Source organism: Pseudoalteromonas sp. Of7M-16 (genome assembly GCF_022347805.1).
Lineage (GTDB): Bacteria > Pseudomonadota > Gammaproteobacteria > Enterobacterales > Alteromonadaceae > Pseudoalteromonas > Pseudoalteromonas luteoviolacea_F.
On record NZ_JAKRFY010000003.1, the window covers coordinates 141,560 to 166,475 of the forward strand.

Here is a 24,916-nt window from a genome sequence, read left to right on the forward strand (position 1 = left end):
ATCAAATATTACTTCTTGCCACTTTCATATGGCTCTGAGCTGGAGGAGAAAATTTATAACTCGTTATAAAGTATCAAGTTATAAATTTTTCTCTAACCAAATATATGTAAAATGTACGATGCGTCAGTGTACCTTGGCCAATCATTTGGTGCTGTGCTTTTACACCTCTCGCCACTTTTTCAATAAAAATAAATTAGGTTAAGAGCTTGATAATTTTCATTATTAAAATAATCAAAATATAGCAACAAAGATGTGTAAGGTATGATGGGTACAGATTAAGAGTCTAGTGAGGCAGCCACCCTACCTCACTACAATAGAAGATATCTAAAAATTTAGCCTTTTGACTTAAACTGCTGTATTGCAGTGCGGACTTGAGGCAATGATGTGCCGCCCAAAGCCTGTCTAGCGGCAATACAGGCGGCAATTTCTAGCCGCGGATATACGTCATCATCAATTTGTGGACAAATTGATTGAAACTCTGCGATAGAAAGCTCCTCTAGGCACTTTTGTTGCGCAATTGCGACTTGCACTAGCTGCCCGACAATATGGTGCCCCTCTCGAAACGGGATCCCTTTCGCTACCAAATAGTCAGCAAGCTCGGTGGCATTTGCATGCCCACCCTGTGCGGCTTTAAGCGTGGCATCAGCATTCACTTTTACACCGCGAATACATGACTCAGCCATATGAATACAAGCAATCCAAGTTGGCAGTGCATCAAACAGCCCCTCTTTGTCCTCTTGCATATCTTTGTTATATGCCAAAGGAAGCGCTTTCAAAGTCATCATCATCGCGCTAAATGCACCAAACACGCGGCCTGTCTTACCCCGGATCAATTCCAAAGCATCGGGGTTTTTCTTTTGTGGCATTAAAGACGAACCAGAAGTAACATTATCTGCCAGTTCTATAAAGCCAGACTCACCACTGTTGTAAAAAATCATATCCTCTGCCAGCCGAGATAAATGCATCATAGATATGGATGCACAGCTTAATATCTCTACCACAAAGTCTCTATCTGATACTGCATCCAAACTGTTTCGAGTGGCGCGTTGAAAGCCAAGCTGCTGTGCCAGTTCCTCTCTATCTATAGGGTAAGCGGTGCCCGCAAGTGCGCCAGACCCCAAAGGACATTCGTTTAAGCGATCAATGGCATCGCTCAACCGCGAAATGTCTCTGTTCAACATTTCTACGTAGGCCATACACCAATGGCTAAACAACACAGGTTGTGCTCGTTGCAAATGTGTGTAGCCAGGTAAAATCGTGCCGAGCTCTCGCTGCGCTAACTCTACCAATGCACCTTGAAATGACTTTAACGCAGTTACGATCTGCTCGGCAGTTTGACGACACCACAAGCGAAAATCTGTTGCAACTTGATCATTTCGACTGCGACCTGTATGCAACTTTTTGCCAAGCTCCCCGACCTTCTCAATGAGCTTTGCTTCAACAAAAGAGTGAATGTCTTCAAAGCCACTATTTGCAATCGAGGCCATATTTTCTAAAGACTCATCCAACAGCGCATTTAGCCCAGCAACCAACTGGTCATACTCATCACTGGACAAGACTTCGACTTGTCTTAAAGCGCCCGCCCAAGCTATTGAACCGACGATATCTTGTTCAACCAGCTGATAATCAAACGGCAGTGAGTCATTGAATTGTTTAAACGCTTGATCAGGCCCTGTTGAAAAGCGCCCACCCCATAATGCCATAATATATAACTCCTTGTGCGCGAATTAGGACTGATTTTGTTTATTCAATGCCGCAATCCGGCTTGAAAGTGAAAACAGACGAATAAAACCTTCCGCATGTGATTGATCATAAACATCATCTTCACCAAAGGTCGCAAAATCTTCACTATACAAACTATTGATCGACTGTTTCTGTACGGCAACCACTTGACCTTTATATAGCTTTAATACCACTTCACCAGTTGCACATTCAGCCAATGCTTTCGCGGCTGCCAAAATAGAGTCTTTTAGTGGTGTAAACCAACGGCCATCGTAAACCAGATGAGAAAACTCACTGGCATAGGTTTCTTTCCATTTACGACTCGATTTATCTAACACCAATTCGTCAATCGCTTGCAGTGCAGCCATGATCACTGTGCCTCCAGGAGTTTCGTAACAACCTCGTGACTTCATGCCTACAAGCCGGTTCTCGACGATATCTACTCGACCAACACCATGCTTTGCAGCAATTTTATTTAACGTTACTAAGCATTGGTAGGGGCTGTATCTCTCGCCGTTAATTGCCACAACTTGCCCCTGTTCAACCAAAACAGACACAAACTCTGGTGAGTCTGGCGCTTGTTCAGGAGAAGATGTCCACGTCCAAACCTGATCACTCGGCTGGTTCCAAGGATCTTCAAGTTCTCCGCCTTCATGAGAAATATGCCAAATATTTGCATCACGGCTGTAAATTTTGGTTGCCGACGCAGTACATGGAATATCTCTTTGCGCAAGGTAGTCAAGCAGTGACTCACGACTTGATAGGCTCCACTCACGCCAAGGCGCGATTACTTTCAGATCAGGTGCCAACGCTGCAAAGCATGACTCAAAACGCACTTGGTCATTACCTTTGCCCGTGCATCCATGGGACAAGGCATCAGCACCGACTTTGCGCGCAACTTCAACCTGCGCTTTTGCAATAATCGGCCGCGCCATTGAGGTCCCCAACAAGTACGTACCCTCATAGATAGCTCCAGTTTGGAGCGTTGGGTAAATATAATTGCTCACCAACTCTTCTTTTAAGTCAACAACATGGCACTCACTGGCACCCGAGGCTATGGCTTTTTCCTCTACACCGGCAAGTTCTTCTTCACCTTGACCGACGTCGGCGACGAAGGCGACCACTTCGCAGCCGTAGTTTTCTTTTAACCAGGGTACGATTGCAGACGTATCCAAACCGCCAGAATACGCCAGTACGACCTTCTTTACTTCACTCATTTTCATTACCTTTCTAATATTGTTTGTTTAACAAAGTCACCAGTAGCGCATTCTGGGCGTGCATCCGGTTCTCAGCTTGTTGAATAATTTTTGCGTGCTTGCCATCCATAACCTCAGAGGTAATTTCATACTCTCTATGTGCAGGTTGGCAATGCAACACTGTCTGTGCACCAGTCTGTTCTAGCAGCTGCGTATTAATTTGGTATGGCATAAATGTATCTTTTGCTTGTTCAAGTGATACATTGCTACCCATTGAAACCCAAGTATCCGTATACAGCACATTGGCACCTGCGGCCGCTTCCACTCGGTCGCTGATCAAAATACTCGCTCCGTTAACTGCGGCCATTTGCTCAGCCTGTTTAACGATTTGTGCATCAGGGGAGTGGCCTTTGGGACATACCGCAACAAAGTCTGTTCCTAAGCTCGCGGCCAATAACATTAAGGAGTGTGTCACATTGTTCCCCTCTCCCAAGTACGCTAACTTAAGGCCACTAACGTCTCCATATACCTCCTGCAACGTCATAAAATCAGCTAAAGCCTGACATGGGTGATAAAGGTCACACAAACTATTTACCACAGGTACATCAGCATATTCAGCTAAGGTTGACAGTGTACTGTGCTGATTTACGCGAGCGACAATACCATCTGCCCACGTCGAAATGTTCAATGCAAAATCTTTGATGGACTCACGGCTTCCCATTGCTCCGTTCTGCTGATCCAAGTAAACCGCATGACCACCTAGCTTATTAATTCCAATATCAAAAGATAAGCGAGTTCGTAGACTTGGCTTCTCGAACAAAGTAACAATGGATTGACCTGCCAATGCCTGTGCAAAGTCCTGCGGTTGTGCTTTTATTTGATGGGCTAGATTGAAAAGATCTAAAAGTTTATTTTTATCGAGTTCTAAGCCCGTAATGAATGACTGATTCATGTTCTATCCTAAGGTAAAATTTGTGTTCCGACATGCTCACCTTGTAATAAGGCGATTAAGTTTTCTGGCTTTTGCCAGCTTGAGATATAAACACCACGTCGTAAGTGTTGGGCAGCGTGAAGACTGGTCTTAACTTTGACCTCCATCCCGCCCACAATAACCTTCTGTTGGATAAGTTCATTTATTTGCTCAACATTCAACGAATGCAAAGGTTGTTTTTGTGCATCTAAAACCGCTTCGACATCGGTCATAAAAACCAACTCTGCACCAATCGTTTGAGCGATTGCGGCTGCGGCTTCATCTGCATTTATGTTGTAAAGCCCACCGTCTTGGCCGATACCTACCGAGCTGACTAGAGGGATCCGGCCTAATGCCAAAAGACTCTCTAGCAAGCCAAGCCCTGCTTCGGCGATGCAGGTACCAACCTGGCCCAAGGCTTTGAGCTTTTGTTTGGCTAAAAAACCGGCTTCGTATAAACATGTTCCAACGGGTTGTAAGCCAGCAACAATGGCTTGAGACATCAACTGTTTATTTGCACATCCGGCCAATGCGCCAACAATGTATGGTAACTGCTCTTTTGGGCTGATCCGCAATCCTTGATGTTTTGCTGTAGCAAAACCCGCATCTTCTAACCAGCGGTCGACTAAAGCCCCTCCACCATGCACAACTACAAATTGCTTGTCTTGCTCTTGACTCAATTCATACAATACTTGGAACAGAGATAGCGCGGCTTGCTCTGTATTTAAAACCGCGCCGCCAATTTTAATAACCCAGGTTTTCTTAGCTAGTTTATTCATCCTTTTAACCCCAAAGTCGGTGTAAATTCACTGGCAATGTTCATACATTGAAGTGCTTGCCCTGCGGCCCCCTTAAGGAGGTTGTCAATTGCCACAACCACGATCAATTGCTGATCTTGTTGTTGCCAGCCAATATCAACATAAGGCGAGTTAGCAGCACCTTTGATAGACGGCAATTTGTCTCCTTTTAGTCTGATCAAAGGCTCATCAGCAATACATTGGAAAGCAGCTTCGACGTCATGTGGCGTGGTTCCCTCTTTCAACTGTACATAGATAGTTTCGAGGATCCCCCGTGAGAAATTGCCTAAATGGGGTGTGAATAAAACTGGGTGTCCTAAATATTGCGTTATTTCAGGGCCGTGGCGATGATTGAATAATCCATAAGGTGAGAGGGAGACTTCGCAAAAATGCGTCGTCAAAGATGCTTTTCTTCCTGCCCCAGTCACGCCGGAAACCGCGTTGATGATAATTTGCGCATCAGTTAATAAACCCGCATTTTTAAGCGGTTTTAGTGCGTTGAGTGCGGCGGTTGGATAACATCCTGCTACGGCAATCAGCTGAGCATCTTTAATCGCATGAGCATTCCACTCAGCCAAACCATATTGGGCTTCATCTAATAAGGCTTGGTGTGGATGCTCAAAGCCATAAAACTGTTGGTATTGAGACGCATCCGCTAAGCGAAAGCCTCCTGACAAATCAAAAACTTTAAGGCCTAGGTCGAGCAGTTTAGGAGCGAGGGAAACACTTACCTTGTGATCTGTGCACAAGCACACATACTCAGACTGCGCAGCGATCTGTACAAACGCTTGTTCTGTTAATGGTGCTAATTGTATATCCAACAGTCCTGCGTGCTCTGGATAAAGGTCACTGAGCAACTTACCTTTGTCTAAGCTTTGCTCTGACACATAGCAGCCAATCAAATTAAATTCAGGATGATTTGCTAGTAATTTGGCTAATTCTGCACCACTATATCCACTGGCGCCGATAATAGAAACATTTAACATCGATAACTCTTTTATAGTTGATTGATTGGGGAGTCAAACTTGCTATAGATGAAATGTTCTTCGCATCGCCCACCCCTAAGATAATTATTCTTTAAAAATGAATTGATATTCATACTAAACACATATAAATTTTTATGCAACATCTTTGAATAAATATTTTGGAGTATTATGTCTTTGCCCAATTTTCTCGATATGTATAAAAGGCTGATCGCCAATCCATCGGTTAGTGCCATCGATAAATCTTTAGACCTCAGCAATAAAGCAGTTATAGACGAACTTGCCAACTGGTGCCGAGAGCTGGACTTTGAGGTGGAGATCACTGAATTGACTCACTCCCCCGGCAAGTTCAATTTGCTAGCAAGGCGAGAACCGCTAGATAAAAATTTAAGTGAAGGCGGTTTGATGCTCGCAGGTCACACCGACACAGTGCCTTTCGATGATATACGATGGAACTCAGATCCTTTTGAATTAACAGAAAAAGATAATAAGCTGTTTGGCCTTGGTAGTATTGATATGAAGGGGTTTTTCGCATTTGTACTAAATGCCATTCGTCAGCTTGAACACAGCCAACAAACTACCCCACTAATGATCCTTGCCACCGCAGATGAAGAAACCACAATGGCGGGCGCTCAACAAGTTGCACAGCACACCTCACTTAAACCGAAGTATTGCGTCATCGGTGAACCAACCGATATGGTGCCAGTATTTACACACAAAGGGCATATGAGCAGCGCTATCCGTATTACCGGACGATCAGGCCACAGCTCAGATCCGGAAAAAGGGTTGAATGCCATTGAAATTATGCAGCAAGTGATTACACAGGTGTTGCAATTAAAAGAAGAGTTAAAGAATAAATATTCAGTTGAGCATTTTGCTGTACCACATCCAACTCTAAACCTAGGTCACATCCATGGCGGGGATAACGCCAATCGAATTTGTGGCTGCTGTGAGTTGCACATTGATATTCGTCCGCTGCCTGGGCTCAGTATTGTTGAATTAGAACAGATGTTACTTACTGCACTCAAGCCTATTAACGAACAATATCCGGGCAGCGTAGATGTCATTGATCTTCATGATCCAATTCCCGCGTTTAGCGGTAGAACCGATTCGGGACTCGTAAAGCTAGCAGAGAAGTTATCAAAACAAAAAGCTATTGCTGTCAATTACTGTACAGAAGCGCCCTTTTTGCAACAACTAGGGTGTGAAACCATAGTAATGGGTCCAGGCTCTATTGCCCAAGCCCACCAGCCTGATGAGCATTTGGCAATGGACAAGATCAAACCAAGCCAAGAGATCATTTTAAACTTGATCCAAACGTGTTGCTTCAATAAAGAAAAAGCCAGCTAATTGCTGGCTCTTTTTTATTTTAATGTTACTTTACGTTCATTGTAGTAATCGATGAGGTCATCAATTGCCTGCTGGCAATACTCTTTGATGCCAGAAACTAGCATGTGCTTTTCACCAAAGCCGACTTTCTCACCATTGCTGAGCAGTTCAAAACGTAAAATGATTTTCCCACGTTTACCTTCATAGCTAAACTCAGGATCTGCAGCCTCAAGTGTCACTTCTTCAATGTCCAGCGTATCTAAATGGATCGACATAGATTCATAGATAACCATAGGGCGTGCCGGGTTTATCATTACCTCTTGTTGACCCATTAAAGGAATGATTACATGTGGGAATGCCTTACCAGAAAAAGCCACATAGTTCTTGATTAAACTCTCGACCAATTGAGCACATTGTTTACTTTGACCTGAGCGCTTCACTGAAAGCATGGTTTTTTCATTTGAAATAATATCAAACGCATCACTGCCTTCAGGAAACTCTAATTGAGAGGTTTCGTCTACCATCCCAGCAAATGTAAAGTGCATATTTTCACTCACACCGTATTTATCAAGTACCAATGAAAATAGTAAATCACCAGGAACACAGAACTTTTTTGCGTCTATATCGTGCAAAGGGTTAAAGTCATCTGCCACTTGCTTGGCAAATTGGCTACCTTGTTCACGGCTGATCACGAGTTTATTGGTTTCTTGTTGATAGTAAGGTGTAAGCATAGTTAACTTCTTTCTTGCATGAAAATCGCGCTATATTAGCAGAAAATAAGCACAGAGAGGTCATATCACTGGATAAAATACGCTATCTCTTCACGTTCAACCCAAGTCTTGTGGAAATGAGACTGCGCCTCAGTGGAGTTGATGCGTGAATTTGACCTCAAAGTGCAACAATAGTTAAGTAGACGTATCACAGCCTAAAAACTACAGAATGGCACCCAGCGGCTCTAAGCCCCAAAAAACGATAAGAGTAGCAGCAAGCGCGGCAAAAATAATATAACCCCACATCCCATTTCTCAACTTTGGAGAGTGCTCAGATGCTGTCATTTTTCCCGTCAATAAAGTGCGTAGCAGTTTAACACCTTTAAGGCGATAGATTGCAATGGCGAGGATATGGATAACAATACCCAGTAACAATATATCGATATTGGTTTTATGAATATTTCCAGCCAGCTGTACCCAGTCATAGCTAACATATTGCACTAGCGGTCCATCCATTAGAATATCATCTGAGGTTAATAAACCTGAGATTAGCTGTACAAAAATAACCACAAAGAAAAACAGCACCATCAAACTCCCTGCGGGGTTGTGGCCAACATGGGGTGCTTTACTTTTGAGCGCTCTAAATATCGCTCTAGGGTGATGGCACAGTGCACTGAGCTTTGCCGTGTCACTACCAACCACGCCCCATATCACTCTTGCCACCATAAGGGCCAATAATAAATAACCTGTGACAAAGTGGAGATCAAGCCACCCCTCATCTCCTGACACGTATAAAACTGCAATTCCGATCACTAACAACCAGTGAAAGCCACGAATAAACCCATCCCACACTTTAATCATAATTGCCCCTATTATTGATTGTGTGACAGCAGAGGTTACCTGAGGAATAAATCAAAAACGATGCTTTTGCGTTATAAAGCGCAAAATTATTGTGGCAAGACAACAATGAGGAATTAAATTATCAAAAATTACGGGCCAACCGATGTGGCCCGCATATGAGCTGACTATATTATAAACTAGCGGCTATAATCTGACGGCTCTTGTCAAGAGTAACGGATTGCTGTTCACCAAGGGCTGTCATCCCATGACGCTCAAGTTGGTTGGTAATAGCCTCAACAGCTTCTTCTCCCACACCGTAGTCACTCAGCCGAGTCTTCATATTAACAGAATGGAAGAATTGCTCCGTAAGCTCAATAGCAGATGCTATCGCCAGCTCTTCGTCTGATATATCTAGACCTAAAACACGCTCTGCATATTGTAGGATTTTGGCGCGTTTTGATTGTTGCTGTGCAAACATCATTCTCGGTAATATCACGGCAAGTGTTTGAGCATGGTCTAAGCCATATACGGCAGTGATTTCATGTCCAATCATATGTGTCGACCAATCCTGCGGTACGCCCGCGCCTATTAGACCATTTAACGCCATAGTCGCTGACCACATCACATTGGCACGTACTTTATAGTCGACATCGTCAGATACCAGCTTTGGACCTTCTTCCATTAACGTCATCAGTAGCCCTTCTGCGAAACGATCTTGCAGTTTTGCATCAACTGGATACGTTAAATACTGCTCCATGGTGTGAACAAACGCATCTACCACACCATTGGTCAGTTGACGCACAGGTAATGTTTTCATCACTTGTGGGTCAAGCACTGCAAACTTAGGTTGAACATAAGCTGAGGCAAACGGCAGTTTATCTTGAGTATCACTATTTGATACAACGCTGAAGCTGTTCGATTCGGATCCCGTCGCGGGCAGTGTTAACACCACACCTATTGGCAGCGCTGATTTCACCTCACCCCCCTTGCTCAAAATATCCCAAGGTTCACCACTAAACTCAGCTGCTGCCGCAATAAACTTGCTACCATCAATTACTGAGCCGCCACCGACAGCGAGAATAAAGTTAAACCCTTCAGCCTTAATTTTTGCCACAGCCTGCATGCATGTTTGGTAAGTAGGGTTTGGCTCTATACCGGCAAACTCCTCCCAGCTAAAGTCACTTAGCGCATCACTTACTTGATCGTAAATGCCGTTTTTATGAATACTTCCGCCACCGTAAACAACTAATACTTTGGCACTTTTTGGTATTGCGTTAGTCACTTGACTTATTTGGCCTTCACCAAAAAAAATCTCTGTTGGATTGTAAAAATTAAAGTTCAGCATGCATGCTCCTGCAATGACGGTCGGTTTGTTAATTCGCACACAGTCTAATAACTAGGGCAAAGAAAATCATTATTCATAACGCAATTCACTTTTGCACAACAGCAATAATCAATTAATATAGTGATAGATAATTGCACAGGTAGAATTAAAAGATGTGGCAGGGCTTGGATATATTTTTAGCGGTTGTAGAGCATAGTAGCTTTAGCAAGGCAGCCACCGCACTTGATGTATCGACATCACATGTTAGCCGCCAAATCCAACAACTGGAAACTCGTTTGGGTACAGTGTTATTACAAAGAACGACGCGCAGTATTAAGCTCACTGAAGAGGGGCTCGCATATGCCAATAAGTTAAAAGTGATCCAGCAAGAGTTACTCGATGCCAATAACGAACTACAAGGCGTTCAACATACTCCTAAGGGGCCCATTAAAATAACCGGTGCTGGAGACTTTATGGCTAACCGGGTTGCTCCCATTATTGCCAAGTTTTGTAAACTATACCCGGAGGTGCATGTACATATTGATTTTAATGCCCGCAACGTCGATTTGGTAGAAGATGGTTTCGACTTAGCTATTCGCTTTGGTCGCCTGCAAGACTCACGGCTGATTGCGAGAAAACTCAGCACACGCTATATGAAACTGCTAGCCAGCCCTGAATATTTAAAAAATGCCCCACCACTAGAAAAACCGCAGGACTTATCCAAACATAACTGTTTAATTGCTATCTCAAATCGCTGGCGATTTCTGGGCGACAAAGGGATCGATGAAATCAAAGTAACGGGAAGCTGGCGCAGTAATAACCCTCAAGCAATCCTACATGCCTGTAAGTCTGGTCTAGGTATCGCTCACCTTGCGCAAGATATCGCTGAACGCAGTATTGTCAATGGTGAACTAATTTCACTATTAGATGACCATCAAGTTACGGACAATGCGACTTGGTTGGTTTATCCACGAAAGGACCTTATTCCACTGCGCGTTAGGCTGCTGATTGACTTCTTACTTAAACACACAAGTTGATCTTTAATCTTGCGAGTCCAATATATTTGATCTAACATTTAAATCGCACACGATTAAATCATAAGAGATTAAATATGTTTTACGAGTTCACAGCAAATACACTGCAAGGCAAACCATATGCTTTTTCTAACCTTAAAGGTAAAGTTGTTCTTGTCGTGAATACTGCCAGCAAATGCGGATTAACCCCACAATATGAAGGCTTGCAGCAGCTTCATCAAGAACTGTATGGTGACGGACTGGAAATTATTGGCTTTCCCTGTAATCAATTTGGACAGCAAGAGCCTGGCAGTGCATCAGATATTCAACAGGGATGCCTGATCAATTATGGCGTAGATTTTACTATGATGGAAAAGATTGACGTCAACGGTGAACATGCACATCCAATCTATCAATACTTGAAAACAGCGCTGCCTGGGTTGTTGACCAATAATATCAAATGGAACTTTACTAAATTCCTTATCGGTAAAGATGGGCAACCTCTTAAACGTTATGCACCGACGACAAAACCAGAGAAAATTAAAGCAGATATTATACAGGCATTACAGAGCAGCTAATGAGTGATAAGTTTCCTGAACTCAATTTGGATAACCAGCTTTGTTTCAGTCTATACGCCGCATCTAGACACGTGACAAGGCTTTATCAGCCACTATTAAAAAAGTATGATTTAACTTACCCACAATACATTGTAATGCTGATTTTGTGGCAACAAGATGGGCTTCTTGTCAAAGAAATTGGCAATCGTGCTCAGCTTAAAAGTAATACACTCACACCGCTGTTAAAACGTTTAGAGCAAGGAAACTTACTAAAACGCCAAAGAGACACTGAAGACGAAAGGCAATGTTATGTATTTCTGACAGAAAAGGGAAAAAGCTTGGAAACTCAGTGCGCTTGTATTCCATCACAAATGCTCAAGCAAACTGATATGCCGTTGGAAAAAATCATTGAGCTTAAACAGCTACTAGATCAATTGATACTGCTTCAAGATCCGCATGGCAAGTAAACCCACTTGCCATGCATTATCGGTTAGCCGATAGTTGGGTACTCTCGGTACGCCTTTTCTAGCTTTTTAGCCAGCTTTTTAGACACACCGATGTGGTTAAGGGCTACACGTAGACGAGCACGAGAAAGGTCAGATCCAAGTACCTCCATCGCATCAACCACTGATGTTGAAGAAGTTTTGCCTGTGATCGCCACAAAAATCGGCTCTAAAAACTCTTTAATCTTCAATTCATGGAAAGTTGCGACACTTTTCGCAATCGCAAAAATTTCCGATTTATTCCAACTACGTAGCTTCTCAAGCTCCCAAATAAAGAATTGCAGTGCTTGTGTGATCACCGCATCATCTGCTTTGCCCGCGGTCAGTAGTGCAGGGTCGTAATCAGGAATGCCACCGACAAAATGGCCAGCAAGGTCAACTAGATCAGACAGCGTATTGATACGTGCTTTTGCTTCTGGTAATACTCTAGCCAGTGTTTGCGCATTAAACTTCCAATCAACAAAACGTTGGATCAGCTCTTCGTCGCTCAAATTTTCGCGGATCCACAAACCGTTTAACCAGCTTAGTTTGTCAACATCAAAAACAGGCCCACCAAGTGAAACTCGTTTCATATCGAAGTGTTCGATCATCTCTGCCAAGGTAAACTTTTCACGCTCATCAGGCATTGACCAACCCATGCGACCAAGATAGTTGAGCACTGCCTCAGGTAGGAAGCCCATCTCTTTATAATAATTGATCGAAGTTGGGTTTTTACGCTTAGAAAGCTTAGATTTATCTGGGTTACGAAGCAGGGGTAAATGACCCAGTACAGGCGCTTCCCAGCCAAGATCCTGATACAACTTTAATAACTTAGGCGCAGAGTTGATCCACTCTTCACCGCGGAAAATGTGGCTGATCTGCATGTGGTGATCATCAACCACGTTGGCCATAAAGTAAGTTGGGAAACCATCAGCCTTTAATAGCACTTGCATATCAACATTTTCCCACGGGATTTCAATTTCACCACGTAGGTAATCGTTAAACTTAAATGTGCCTTCTTCAGGGATCGTCATACGGATCACATAGGGTTTACCGGCATCCAAATTGGCTTGGATCTCTTCTTTGCTCAGGCGCAAACCACGACCATCATACTTAGGGCGAAGGCCTTCAGCCATTTGCTCTTCGCGCATTTGGTCAAGCTCTTCTGCTGTTGCGAAGCAATAAAATGCTTTGCCTTCTTCTACCAACTGATGCGCAAATTTTTGATATAACTCAGTGCGCTCAGATTGACGATAAGGGCCAAATTCACCGCCCACGTCCGGACCATGATCCCAATTAAGGCCCAACCAACGTAAGCTATCCATAATAGCCTGCTCTGATTCAGGGGTGCTTCTAACCTGATCAGTGTCTTCAATACGAAGTACAAACTCACCACCTTGCTGCTTGGCAAAACAGTAGTTAAATAAGGCAATATATGCAGTTCCTAAATGCGGATCACCCGTTGGAGAAGGCGCAACACGTGTACGGATTGTCATGATAAATCTCTTAAATTTGTTACTTTAAAATAATAAATGGAATGCTAGCACAGCCTCAATACAGGGAAAATAGCCAACATAAAGAACCGAAAGTTAAGCTGGTTGTTCTAATCGCTGCAAATAGCTCACAATATCACTTGATTCATAGAGCCAAGTAACCTGACCTTGTTCTTCAATTCTTAAACACGGTACTTTAACTTTACCACCTTGCTCCAGCAGTTCTTGACGGTAAGTTGTATTGTCCTTTGCATCACGAGTTTCAAGCTTGAGCCCCTCTCGTTTTGCTGCGCGTCTGACTTTGACACAAAATGGACAAGCCTTAAACTGATAGAGCTTGAGGTTTTGCGTAATATTGTCCAGTTGTTGTTGCGCTTGCGTTGAGCGCTTTTTGCTTCTTGGTGTAAAGATAAAATCAAATAGTAAGATAAGTCGACCAAGTAACCAACGGATCAGTTTCATGAATATTCTCCCAATCAAATTTCCGGCTAGAATATCACATTGTTGCACAACATACGCGCAAAAGATCCCAAAAACGCTGGCTAATTATGTGTTCAAAAGTACGACAATATTATCGTTAAACGCTTTAAAAGAGTTCGATGTCTGTGTCCGCTTTGGCTTGACCAGCTATGCCTAACTCTTCAAAGTCGACCACCTGATCTCGGCCATGTTTCTTGGCGTGATACAAAGCTAAATCGGCTTCATGCACCAATTCAGAAACTTGAGCTATCTCTTCCAAAACTGTGTAACCAATGCTAATCGTCAAGCGCTGTACCTGAGGAAAATTAAAATTGGCGATGACCTTGCGAACACGGTTAAGTAATGACTTAGCTTCAGCTCTGTCATGTGCCTGGAATAGCACTGCAAACTCTTCCCCACCATATCGAAAGACAAAGTCTTCCGCTCGAAAGTTATCCTTAAGTTGCTGTGCAACTAGCAGTAAAACTTCATCACCAATTACATGACCAAAATCGTCATTGACTATTTTAAAATGGTCAATATCGAATAATGCTAAATACCACTTTCTCACGCCTTGTTGCTCACGCTCAATCACAAACCCCTCCCCTGTTGTGATTTCAATGACTTTATCATCAAAGGTCTGCCGATTGAGCAACTGAGTCAGAGGATCTATACGGCTCAGTGCAAGGGTGTTTAATTGGTGATAAAACACGTTTATCAAATGTGCTATTAAGTGACTGCGCGCTGTCGGTAGCTTCTCTCCAATCCACAGTAACCCCATGACTGCCTTATTATTTCTCAGAACAATGCAAAGATGGCTTTCTCCGCGCAATATATGTTGGTGTTTTAAGGTTTCCGCTCTTGCTAGCAGATATTCGAGGTCGGGGGGTGAAACTGCTGATGATAACGTCAATAGTTTCAGGCGTTCTTTTTCTGATAAACTTGGCGCCAAATACATTGCCATAGGAATATTGGGAAGTAGTTCAGTCAGGATTTGTTGAATGCGTTTGTATAGATCATTTTCACTGCGCATTTGCAGTAAGCTAATCGCAAAATCATGTCCGCATGGCGATATATCCACACTTAAGCCTCCCAATACTCTCACATTGTATAGCTTAGCCCCTCTATGTTAGGTTGCAACGTGCTCCAATAAGACAAGGTCGTCTCTATGAATAACCACGTTTGCAGTTTGATAACCGAGTGCCTTACTGATTTGAGCACTGTGCAATCCTTTGATTTGTTGTAACTCTTGATGATCAAATGCCACTAGCCCCTTGGCAATCACTCGCCCTTGCAAGCTTTTAAGTTCAATTAGATCCCCTCTCGAGAATTGCCCACTTACATCCGTAATACCCTTAGCCAATAAACTTGCTCCCTGTGTACATACGGCATCAACCGCGCCATCATCACAGATCAAAGCACCGCTGCACCTCGGACCCGATAGCAACCATTTTTTGCGTCCATCCAACGGCGCATCAAAACGAATAAACTTAGTGCTTTTCGCCTGTCCCGATTGAATGTTTACGATCACATTGGATTCACTCCCTTTTGCGATCACCGTTTCAATGCCTGCCCGTTGCGCAATTTGAGCCGCCTGCAACTTGGTTGCCATACCGCCAGTACCTAATGTCGTACCTGAGCCACCCGCTATAGCTATAATATCCTCATCAATTTCATCTACAGTTTCAATTAAACGCGCATCTGGATTTTGCCTAGGATCGGCAGTAAATAAACCAGCTTGATCAGTCAACAACAGTAACCTATCGGCATTTGCTAAAATTGCGACCATCGCGGATAAATTGTCGTTGTCGCCCACTTTTATCTCAGACGTCGCTACCGCATCATTTTCATTGATAATTGGCACCACATCGTGACTCAGAAGTTGATTTAGCGTATCTCTGGCATTGAGATAACGAGCTCTGTTCTCCACATCAGCCCTGGTCAACAATAGCTGTGCAACCGAAATGTCATAGATTGAAAATAAACTTTGCCATAAATGTATTAACTGACCTTGTCCAATTGCTGCTAACATTTGCTTTTCAGCTATGGAACTTCCTATTTCTTTGTTCAAAGCTGCTCGCCCGGCAGCAACCGCGCCACTAGACACCAGAACTACTTGCCAACCAGCAGAGCGCAGCTCAACACACTGACTTGCCAGTTCGACCAACCGAGGCTTATTCAACAGTGTCCCACCAGCGGTTAACACGCTAGTTCCAAGCTTCACCACAACCACTTTGCGACTAGCCATCTATTTTACTTCCACAAATCCAATACAAGGCTATTTTTATATCATGGGCTAAATTAATTGGATACAAAACGATCAGACAAATATAAATTATTTCAAGGTGTGGGGTCATTTGATGTTTAATGAGCAGAACTCTTCTGATCGATGTCAATCTCGTGGCCACTAAAGTGTGTATACTCAAAGTCGGAGGTAAACATGAAAAAATCACACTACAAAAAGGAATTGATCATGCTGCCGCTGCTCCTTATCAGTATCGGGCTGTGCATAGGCGGGCACTTTATTTTGCAACCAAGCTACCAAGACACTTCTTGGGCAGAGTACAGCCTTGCGGCTTTACCATTTTTGATGTTTGCGATTGTGATCATTGCAATTAAACTGGCGGTTAAGGCGGATAAAGAGGAATAACACCTCTCATCAGTTCCGATCTAGGCATTGGCTTGAAATATGCCTAAATAATAAATTCCAAAGCTTGATATACACTTATAAATAAAGCATTTATATTATTTGGAAAAATAACAACAAAAAGGCCATATCGTGAGAAGATTATTTTTGCTCTGTTTGTGCTTGGCAAGTTATGTCAGCCACGCACAATTTACAGTCGTTCATAATGTCAAAGGGTACACACCGACACGCTCTGGGAAAATTGCGCAATTTTCTACTTTAGTGATCAAAGATGGAAAAGTCGTTAAAACAGGTAATGCAGACACGCTAAAACAATACCCACAGTCAACGGTTATTGATGGTCAAGGACTTACCATGTTACCTGGCTTGATAGACGCACATGGTCATGTGATTGGACTAGGTGAAAACCTCTCCAGACTTGACTTAAGACACACTAAATCCATCGCTGAAGTTGGTCAACGTCTAAAGCAATACGCCGAAAATAACCCCACAGGGTGGATCATTGGCCGAGGATGGGATCAGACAAAGTGGACACCCAACCAATTCCCAACAGCACAAGACCTTGATAAGTTCGTAGCTAATAGACCCGTGGTTCTTACCCGTGTCGACGGTCATGCAATTTGGGTTAACTCCAAAGCCATGGCACTGGCCAGAATAAACAAAGATACCGTGACACCAGATGGCGGGGAGATTGTGCGACTGGCCGATGGCACGCCCAGCGGCATATTTATTGACAAAGCGGAACCGCTCATCCTAAAACATGTGCCCGAACGAACACCAGCTCAATTAAACACAGCGCTTGATAAGGCCGCTGCCCACCTCCTCAGCTTAGGGATCACCTCAGTACACGATGCAGGTATCGATGAAGCGACTTGGCGCCTGTATAAAAACAGGTCAGAGCAACGCTCTATGCCGCTTAGAATATACGCTATGTTAAGTGCATCTGACCCCAGTCTCGAAAAAATGCTTAAAGCCGGTATTGTGAAAGAACAAACTGACTATCTCACGATACGCAGTGTAAAAATTTATGCTGACGGTGCGCTAGGTAGTAGAGGCGCAGCTCTATTAAAAGATTACAAAGATAGGCCGGGACACCGAGGTCTAATGCTCGAGCAACAGCCGGCGCTAGAAGCACTAATACGTCAGAGTGTTAAACATGGCTTCAGTGCGCACACCCATGCCATTGGTGATCGTGCCAATCGCATTGTATTGAATAGCTATAAAACCGTGTTCAAGGAAACCGGTGGTAAGTTACTACGCAATCGAATTGAACACGCTCAAATTGTCGATACAGATGATATCCCTCGATTTAAAAGCCTGAAAATAATTCCATCAATGCAACCTGTACATGCAACTTCAGATATGCATATGGCGCAACAGCGATTGAGAGAGTCTCAACTGACTGGGGCTTATGCATGGCAAACATTTCTTAAACATGGAATTAAGGTCGCTGCGGGCTCTGATTTCCCTGTTGAATTAGCCAATCCATTCGATGGCTTATACGCGGCAATAACAAGAATGGATAAAACACAACAACCGAAACAAGGATGGCGCAACACTGAGAAGTTGAGCAGAGAGCAAGCACTCACTGCATTTACTTTAGATGCAGCGTACGCGGCTTTTCAAGAATTTAAAGTCGGCAGCTTAGAACATGGAAAGTGGGCTGACTTTATTTTGATTGACCGCGATTATTTCCAAATTGAAGAGGCCCAGTTGCACAATATACAAGTACAGCAAACTTGGATTGCAGGTAAACCTAAATACAAACGTAATTAGTCCTTAGATCGGACCAGTTTGAAAAGGTGGTAAATATTGACCAATGCCAGCAAGCCATTGGTCAAAACCACTGGCCATGCACTTATCATTGCACCGTATATCGTAAAACAGATGCACCCAGCTAAATTAAACCAGCGTAATTTAGTGACATTGGTCATCATAAGAGAAACCACCAAAAAGACTGAGGCCAGATAGCCTAAATATTCCCAAGTCATTTGTTCTCTCCTCTCAGTTGGGTTAGCATTAGTAAGTAAAACGATATTCAAGTCACTTTTTAAGGATAATAGCAGACCATATAGAGCCTCTAGAGCCCAATTAAAGCTTAGACTCTCTACACTTTTATTCAGTTAATCCGCCGTATTTTGCACAGTTCAGTTTGTGCGCGGAACCCTGAGTATCAAATTCACCCATTTAAGGATAAGCAAGAATAAAGTCTTAAAAAGTTGTAACGCGTATAGCCTTGAATAATTCAGTTCATGCTATCTTTATAATAATTTAATAAATAGGACAATTGTCCGAGAGCTAACCAGATGTTCCAATATCACTTTTCAACTACTTTGGTCGAACAATTATTAAGTTTTGCCGGTAATAGTTTTCAGCATCGCAAAAAAGAAGTTTTGATCCATCAGGATGAACCGCTGAGCAAATTGATCTTGGTGAGAAGTGGTACTGTCTCTTTCAGCTATGATGTAGGCAATGGCAGAAGGTTATTACTTGGTCAGTTAGATTGCAACAATACACTTATTGGGGAAATTGAAGCGCTCAACAACCAGCCTTGTATTTACACCGTTACATGTTTAAGTGATGTTCAATACAACCTCATTGAATTAAAACACTGGCGCCAGTTACTGCTCGAGCAACCTGAATTAAGCCTTTATACAGCGCAAACAATTGCCGCCAAATTTACAGAAAATCAAAAAATAAACCTCGATAAATTGCTGTTGCCACTGAGTTACAATATTGCAAAAGATTGCTTGTTAAGAGCTGAAGATAAACATTCGACACTGCTCAGAGCGTACTCAACGGTGAGTGCAGAAGCAGAGCGCTTTGCGACGACAGAGCGAGCCTATCGCCGAGTAGTCAGTGAGCTCGTTGAAAAGGGTCTCATTGAGAGAACAGGCTCAGGATTAAAGCCAGTAGATTTGGAAGCTTTAAACGATTTTGTCGATGCTTTCTCGAGACTGTAATGAGTTGTATATTATTATTTTATTAACATTGCACAGTTCAGATCCCAATTCTAGATCAATGTGTTATTATTAAACGTGAATTTTTGGATAAAGTTAGACCTGTTCACTTGACGAACATTTAATGTACGCTTATTCTCTTATTCACTAATTTGTATGCAGGGCAAGGCTGTCTTACATCTGCACTTAATTGGTTAAAACTCTCAGTTTACTTGTATTTAAAGGAAAAGGTAAAAATCATGGGAAATAAAAATTTGAAGCTAACTAAACTTGCCCTCGCACTAGGGTTAACAGTAGGTTTAACAGGCTGCTTCAGCGACAATGACAACGATGTTACAATTACTCCGCCAGATCCGGGTGGAGATCAAACAGTCGCGGTTCCACCAACTGCTGTTGAATTGGCTGATGGTGGCTTCGTAGTCACTGTAACTGATTCACTAGGTGCTCCGCTAGCTGATGGCACATCTGTTCAAGTTGTATTCAATTCTTCAATTGAAGGCTTACAAACAGCTTCAGGTGTTGCAATCACAGCAAATGACGAATACAACACCAACACAGCTGGTGCGTTCTCGTACACAGTTGACGGAATTGCTGAAGGCGAAAGCAAGACTTTTGCATTCACAGTTCAGTCTGACAACTTCCTTTCAAATACTGCTGAAGTAACAATTGGTGCAGGTGAAACTCTAACTGAAGTTGTAAGATTAACAGCTCGTACTTTCGAAAGTGCTGACATTCCTGTTGTCGCAGAGACTAAAACACTTGCAGAACTTGCTGGTGCAGATGTTACTGTAGAATATAGCGCTGCTGGTGGTCTTGTTGTAAACGGTGCAGACTCAATCACTTTACCTGTTGAAATTGATGCAGCTCAAGCTGAGAAAGCAGTTGGTGGTGCAGAGGTTGTCCTTCCTGCAGGTACTCAATTCGTACAAGACAATGGTGAGCCACTTCAATCAGCTCCATCTCTAACTGTTGCTTACTTCGCAAACGAAGCTGCGGCAGTAGAGGCCAGCACTGAAGCTGCGTCAACAGACCAAACGTCTTCACTAGACGCGTTCCCAGGCGGTCTAAACCTTGCTGTTGCAAACGGTGCAGAAACTGTTGAAGGTAACTTCACAACTGGTGGTTTCGTTGCTATCGAACTTGTTAACGAACAAGGCGAAAAAGTAAAAACTTTCGGTGATGGCAACTCTATCACTGTTGCGATGAAAGTTGACAAAGACACTCGTACTCCTTGTCCAATTACTCAACAAGACGGTGAAACTGTAGCTCAAGCGGCTGCAAGAGGTTTCAACACAGACTCTGGTGTATGTCTAGCTTCAGCACTTGTAAGTGAGCCAACTCCTGTTCAACCTGGTCAAATCTTCCCAGTGTGGAGTTACGAAGAATCAAACGGTCAATGGTCATTTGAAAGCTTCGGTGTTGTTGCAGACGATGGTAATGCGAACAGCTCAACATACAACGTAGAAGTTGAAGTTGATCACTTATCTTACTGGAACTTGGACTTCTTCGCACAACGTGGTTGTAACGTTTCTTCTTTCAATATTGTTGACAGCGACGGCCAGCCAAGCTCACGCTTCACTTCTGTACAGCTACTAACAAACAGCTACAGATTTGACGCACAACCTTGGAACCGTGCAGCACTAAGCCGCGCAACTTTCCGCAACCCGCCTAGCTTTGATGTAGAAGTACGTGTTCTAGAAAACAACGTAAATGTACTTGACGGTATTCAAGGTAACACTGGAACAGCAGTTGACAGCACAGTATCTGTATACAGCGGTCCTCTTTGTGACCTAAATGGTGCAACTCTACAACTAGCGCCAGTTGACAACGTTGAAATTGTTACTAAGCCTGTATCTACATTTGCAGTATGTAGCAACAATGATGACGTAGACCAAGCTGCTGACCCAGTTCTTAGTCCTACAACCGTTCAACTTTACCGTGGTGCAGTACTTGCGTCTAACCTACAAGACAGCTACTACGGCAGTGAATTCAGTATTGACCTAGAATCAGGTGTTGATTACACATTCCGATTCTTCAATACTTTCACTAATACGTGGGAAACACAGACTGCTACAGGTAGTACTGATGCATTGTCTCTAAACATGCTTACAGTGTGTGATACTACAACTACTACTGGTGCTACTGGTGGTAACTAATTTTACTAAGTAAACTGAAACTTAAAGCCGCGATTTATCGCGGCTTTTTTATTTTACAAGGCATAAAACTGCGTGCCTTGTCTGCTTGTTCGGTAGATAAATAACAAAACACCCACCCCCTTAAAAACCCCCTTCAAATAAATGACCTAATTTTAGTACTGGGTCGCCAACAGGTTTTGTTCAAGAAGTATTTAGAGATATGCCAGACAAGAGTATATTTGGAGATTAATTTAAACACATCTAAATGTGCGCCAGATAAACAAACTCAATCCACCTACGCTTAGGTATTACAGATTTAATATCAGCGTGCTAGAGGCTGATTTGGCGACTGAGCAATAGACAACCCCCTTGTTCACCTAGTTAGCCATTTGCTTATTATTAAGCTTAGCGTCTATTGCTCTTTTAATCGTACGACGGTGTAGCAAGTGCTCGATGCGATGTCACCTTCGTTTTGACGTTAACTGCTAATAAATTTATATGACACTGTACGTAGTATGTTTCGCCCTGATTTAACAATGTAGAACGCATCGAGTATCAATCTTCATTTAGCTTGGTCAAAAAGCAGGATGACATTGTAGTGTCGCGAGATGGTTTAAAGTCTCTATTTAGTATCTCGACACGTTTGCAAACAACTGCCAGTTTGAAAATGACTACGAGTAGCGTTGGACTTTCTAGCCAACCCTGCTCTTTTTCAAATTACTAAGAAATTAGCCAATCAGAGAACATGTCATATCTGTCTGGATCACTTAAATAATTAGAGGTTGGCGCTATTGAGGTGCTGGGATTGATAATGCCCCTTTGAGATAGGGCTTGTCTAGGAGTTATTTATAATTCAGGGGGTAACTAGATTGAGTTCAAGCCTAAATTGAAACGCTCAGAAAACAGTTATGTTAACGGGAGTCGCGTCAATTCAGGCCTGTAAAAAGAACTACTTATTTATAAGTTAAATAAGCATCTCGCAATCTCGATAAGTTGTTGTGAATATACTCTACAGAACTACGACCTTGGTTGAAAAAGGTGTCGCTCAAAGTCACAGGTACTTTTGGTTGGTACGCTTGTTGATAAACCAACTTGTTGTGACTTTCACCGATTCGAGTACCTACCTGATAACGCCAAGCACTAGTTCCTTTTACCTGTCCAAACTTGGTTACATTCATATTTTTACGCTTAGATAATGGAATATTGACTGCTATCCCCGCAACCCTAGCGTTGGTGTCTTCACCATATACTGCTACGTAACTGTCACCGAACCAGAATCTAGACTCGACTTTGATACCGCTATCTTTACGCCAGAACTTACCACCCGTCACGTGAAAGCTAACATCTTTATCAGCCCAGTAATATTGGTAGTCAACCGTATGATAGTCTCTATCACCGCTGTAATCTTGATACTCAAAGTAGCCATATGTATTGGTGACTTTATGGCTTCCATTTGGGCTCACCCATGCAGTTTCATTAATTAGGCCTTTATATTTATGGAACTCTCTGAAAAAGCCAATTTTAGTCTGGTTGTAAAGTCCCCAAGGCAGCTGGTAAGTTTGATAGAAGAATGCGCTTCTTACGCCATTATCCTCGGACAAGTCATCAAAGAATTTTTTGTCTTCAAAGTCATCACTTTCAGATACTAGAGTTTGGGCTGTGAGATTGAAACCCGCACCACGCCATAAAGGCACATTAATATCTGCTTTTAACGCCAATGAATAATCAAAAACGCCAAACTCAGTGGCGTGAGCTGAATTAATTTCAGGACTCAGTGTTACCCTTGGTTTCAAAAAGCGTTGATTAGCGCTTTCTAAACCAACCCAAGTTACTCCGCTTACACCGCGCATACCGCCCATTTTGACGGAAACCTGTGGATCAAAGTCGTTTTCTATAAACTGTTCGTAGTTTGTGGTATCACCAGATAGCGCAAGCATTGCAATACCGTGGTTTTGAAGCTCTAACATAAACTTAGCGGGCGTGCCCGAGAATACTTCAGCGACTCTGCCGGCAGCTAAACCCAAGGCGTCTATTTCGTTATTATTAAAAACGGCGTTTTCAAATGACACGATAACCATAGGCTGCGAGTTAAAGCCAACTCTTACCGCTTCAAAACCATCCGCAATGAGCACATTTCTCAACTTTCTAGCCAACCTATTCATTTCGGCTCTATCGGCCTTCTTCGAACCAACCGCGTCGCTTTGAGAGTTAGACTGTTTAAACGCTCTAGGTGCTTTATGGCTTGGTTTCATTGGGGTATTTTTTGCTGTACTACTGTGCACAACTACAGGCGCTGGCGCGGCCTTTACCCTATCTCGGTGTGGTTGGGCATGCTCAGAAAATGGCGCGATAAAGTTTACAGCCCAGTAAGTATCCTCTTGAGAGTAGTCGGTATTACTATAAAAACGGCTAGTTAGTGTCAGCTCTCCCAAATCAAATAGCCACTCTTTTGGTACTGTTAACCTTGCCGCGGCGTTAAACGCTTCTGCATCATGTTCTATCTGTAATCCAAACCATTCGGTCGGTAACCACTCCACACCACCAAACGCGCCATTCATCAGCCCAGTACTATGATCGCTGCTCGCTAAACCAAGCGAGAAGCGAAAATCACTCCACTCTTTTGAAGCTACAGCAAAGTTGGTTTTATAATTATTTGCAGCACCGCCGATATCTTTGCTACCTATGCTCAGCTTAAACCAATCATTGGGGATCAGTGGAATTTGATATTTAGCATTAAATGACAGGTCCCGTGTTTGTGAGCCGACAGGTCCTGAAGTTGGATAAAATAAGTTTTCATGCATTTTATTCGATGCAACCAAGCCACTTACTTCAAGCCCATCGAATATACCTGCAGAAAACACAAAGTTGTGCCCATCAACATATTGATTCCCTCGAAAATCAAGCATGTTATTGTAGCCCACTCCCCAGTTACCCTTTTCCATTACTTCGGCATTAGAAGTGTTGATAAGCCCTGTAAATCCAGTAAAAGATTGATAAGTATTTAACGGCTCTGCTGCTATGCTAGGAGCAGATACCACCACAAAACATGATGCCACATAAGGGAAAAGCTTAGACATATTCTAAATTCCGATGATTATTATTTAATCCAAAATAACTAATTACAATATAACTTTGATCACTTGCTCGAGTACTTCTAAAGGCTATTCCAAACAAGTATTTGCAAAGGGCTGTGCTAATTTTCATCACCAGTTTACGCTAAACGAGATAAAAAAAACATAACACTGGTGTTGTACTACTTTACGAGTTAAATATATCAGTGCAATTAAATACACCGGTAT

21 protein-coding genes and 1 pseudogene are annotated in these 24,916 nt (G+C 42.9%); 8 read left to right on the plus strand and 14 right to left on the minus strand.

Annotated elements, in window-relative coordinates; all coding sequences use genetic code 11:
* Nucleotides 1-338 precede the first annotated feature (338 nt).
* From argH to argC, 5 genes and pseudogenes are all read right to left on the minus strand, one after another.
* Nucleotides 339-1,703 (minus strand): annotated as a pseudogene (argH, locus tag MHN81_RS04370) (argininosuccinate lyase); the annotation flags it as partial.
* 24 nt (nucleotides 1,704-1,727) lie between these two features.
* Nucleotides 1,728-2,939 carry an argininosuccinate synthase gene (locus MHN81_RS04375; RefSeq protein ID WP_239425092.1) on the minus strand — a complete coding sequence of 404 codons (1,212 nt, stop codon included), beginning with the start codon at nucleotides 2,937-2,939 and terminating at the stop codon, nucleotides 1,728-1,730.
* 13 nt (nucleotides 2,940-2,952) lie between these two features.
* Nucleotides 2,953-3,870: an ornithine carbamoyltransferase gene (locus tag MHN81_RS04380; RefSeq protein WP_239425094.1), complete on the minus strand. Its 918-nt coding sequence runs from the start codon at nucleotides 3,868-3,870 to the stop codon at nucleotides 2,953-2,955.
* An 8-nt stretch (nucleotides 3,871-3,878) separates the two neighbouring features.
* Entirely contained in the window at nucleotides 3,879-4,667 is a 789-nt protein-coding gene (argB, locus tag MHN81_RS04385) for an acetylglutamate kinase (protein ID WP_239425096.1), read from the minus strand.
* Nucleotides 4,664-5,671 (minus strand): N-acetyl-gamma-glutamyl-phosphate reductase, encoded by a 1,008-nt coding sequence (argC, locus tag MHN81_RS04390; RefSeq protein WP_239425098.1) that lies wholly within the window; start codon nucleotides 5,669-5,671, stop codon nucleotides 4,664-4,666. Before argC ends, argB begins: the two co-directional genes overlap by 4 nt.
* Nucleotides 5,672-5,839: 168 nt before the next feature.
* Between argC and argE the strand changes: the two genes are divergently transcribed.
* Complete coding sequence (gene argE, locus MHN81_RS04395) at nucleotides 5,840-7,018, plus strand: acetylornithine deacetylase (RefSeq protein ID WP_023397397.1); 1,179 nt, start codon at nucleotides 5,840-5,842, stop codon at nucleotides 7,016-7,018.
* Nucleotides 7,019-7,032: 14 nt separating this feature from the next.
* Here argE and MHN81_RS04400 read toward each other — a convergent pair whose 3' ends face one another.
* From MHN81_RS04400 to MHN81_RS04410, 3 genes are all read right to left on the minus strand, one after another.
* The gene (locus tag MHN81_RS04400) at nucleotides 7,033-7,728 is read right to left on the minus strand and encodes a DUF3581 family protein (protein WP_023397396.1); all 696 of its coding nucleotides are present in this window, start codon (nucleotides 7,726-7,728) and stop codon (nucleotides 7,033-7,035) included.
* A 201-nt stretch (nucleotides 7,729-7,929) separates the two neighbouring features.
* Nucleotides 7,930-8,568 carry a cytochrome b/b6 domain-containing protein gene (locus MHN81_RS04405; RefSeq protein WP_239425100.1) on the minus strand — a complete coding sequence of 213 codons (639 nt, stop codon included), beginning with the start codon at nucleotides 8,566-8,568 and terminating at the stop codon, nucleotides 7,930-7,932.
* A gap of 169 nt (nucleotides 8,569-8,737) precedes the next feature.
* Nucleotides 8,738-9,892: an iron-containing alcohol dehydrogenase gene (locus MHN81_RS04410; protein WP_239425101.1), complete on the minus strand. Its 1,155-nt coding sequence runs from the start codon at nucleotides 9,890-9,892 to the stop codon at nucleotides 8,738-8,740.
* Nucleotides 9,893-10,044: 152 nt separating this feature from the next.
* Between MHN81_RS04410 and MHN81_RS04415 the strand changes: the two genes are divergently transcribed.
* From MHN81_RS04415 to MHN81_RS04425, 3 genes are all read left to right on the plus strand, one after another.
* On the plus strand, nucleotides 10,045-10,908 hold the full coding sequence (locus MHN81_RS04415; protein ID WP_239425102.1) for a LysR family transcriptional regulator: 864 nt from the start codon (nucleotides 10,045-10,047) through the stop codon (nucleotides 10,906-10,908).
* Between the two features lie 74 nt (nucleotides 10,909-10,982).
* Nucleotides 10,983-11,462, plus strand: coding sequence for a glutathione peroxidase (locus tag MHN81_RS04420; protein WP_023397392.1), 480 nt, complete (start codon nucleotides 10,983-10,985; stop codon nucleotides 11,460-11,462).
* Nucleotides 11,462-11,908, plus strand: coding sequence for a MarR family transcriptional regulator (locus MHN81_RS04425; RefSeq protein WP_023397391.1), 447 nt, complete (start codon nucleotides 11,462-11,464; stop codon nucleotides 11,906-11,908). Before MHN81_RS04420 ends, MHN81_RS04425 begins: the two co-directional genes overlap by 1 nt.
* A 23-nt stretch (nucleotides 11,909-11,931) precedes the next feature.
* Here MHN81_RS04425 and gltX read toward each other — a convergent pair whose 3' ends face one another.
* The 4 genes from gltX to proB all read right to left on the minus strand — a co-directional run bounded on the left by gltX (nucleotide 11,932) and on the right by proB (nucleotide 16,123).
* Nucleotides 11,932-13,419: a glutamate--tRNA ligase gene (gene gltX, locus MHN81_RS04430; RefSeq protein ID WP_023397390.1), complete on the minus strand. Its 1,488-nt coding sequence runs from the start codon at nucleotides 13,417-13,419 to the stop codon at nucleotides 11,932-11,934.
* A gap of 93 nt (nucleotides 13,420-13,512) precedes the next feature.
* Entirely contained in the window at nucleotides 13,513-13,878 is a 366-nt protein-coding gene (locus tag MHN81_RS04435) for a glutaredoxin (protein WP_023397389.1), read from the minus strand.
* 124 nt (nucleotides 13,879-14,002) lie between these two features.
* Nucleotides 14,003-14,956 carry a GGDEF domain-containing protein gene (locus tag MHN81_RS04440; protein ID WP_023397388.1) on the minus strand — a complete coding sequence of 318 codons (954 nt, stop codon included), beginning with the start codon at nucleotides 14,954-14,956 and terminating at the stop codon, nucleotides 14,003-14,005.
* Between the two features lie 48 nt (nucleotides 14,957-15,004).
* Nucleotides 15,005-16,123 (minus strand): glutamate 5-kinase, encoded by a 1,119-nt coding sequence (gene proB, locus MHN81_RS04445; RefSeq protein ID WP_023397387.1) that lies wholly within the window; start codon nucleotides 16,121-16,123, stop codon nucleotides 15,005-15,007.
* Nucleotides 16,124-16,315: 192 nt separating this feature from the next.
* Between proB and MHN81_RS04450 the strand changes: the two genes are divergently transcribed.
* The gene (locus MHN81_RS04450) at nucleotides 16,316-16,525 is read left to right on the plus strand and encodes a hypothetical protein (RefSeq protein WP_023397386.1); all 210 of its coding nucleotides are present in this window, start codon (nucleotides 16,316-16,318) and stop codon (nucleotides 16,523-16,525) included.
* A gap of 129 nt (nucleotides 16,526-16,654) precedes the next feature.
* The gene (locus MHN81_RS04455) at nucleotides 16,655-18,298 is read left to right on the plus strand and encodes an amidohydrolase (protein ID WP_239425104.1); all 1,644 of its coding nucleotides are present in this window, start codon (nucleotides 16,655-16,657) and stop codon (nucleotides 18,296-18,298) included.
* On the opposite strand, the gene MHN81_RS04460 is transcribed toward MHN81_RS04455, so the two are convergent.
* Nucleotides 18,295-18,513 (minus strand): YgjV family protein, encoded by a 219-nt coding sequence (locus MHN81_RS04460; RefSeq protein WP_023397384.1) that lies wholly within the window; start codon nucleotides 18,511-18,513, stop codon nucleotides 18,295-18,297. The genes MHN81_RS04455 and MHN81_RS04460 overlap by 4 nt on opposite strands.
* Before the next feature lie 315 nt (nucleotides 18,514-18,828).
* On the opposite strand from MHN81_RS04460, the gene MHN81_RS04465 reads away from it, so the two are divergent.
* Entirely contained in the window at nucleotides 18,829-19,485 is a 657-nt protein-coding gene (locus MHN81_RS04465; RefSeq protein ID WP_023397383.1) for a Crp/Fnr family transcriptional regulator, read from the plus strand.
* Nucleotides 19,486-19,721: 236 nt separating this feature from the next.
* Nucleotides 19,722-21,638 carry a hypothetical protein gene (locus tag MHN81_RS04470; RefSeq protein WP_023397382.1) on the plus strand — a complete coding sequence of 639 codons (1,917 nt, stop codon included), beginning with the start codon at nucleotides 19,722-19,724 and terminating at the stop codon, nucleotides 21,636-21,638.
* A 932-nt stretch (nucleotides 21,639-22,570) separates the two neighbouring features.
* On the opposite strand, the gene MHN81_RS04475 is transcribed toward MHN81_RS04470, so the two are convergent.
* Complete coding sequence (locus MHN81_RS04475) at nucleotides 22,571-24,694, minus strand: YjbH domain-containing protein (RefSeq protein ID WP_239425106.1); 2,124 nt, start codon at nucleotides 24,692-24,694, stop codon at nucleotides 22,571-22,573.
* Between the last annotated feature and the right edge of the window lie 222 nt (nucleotides 24,695-24,916).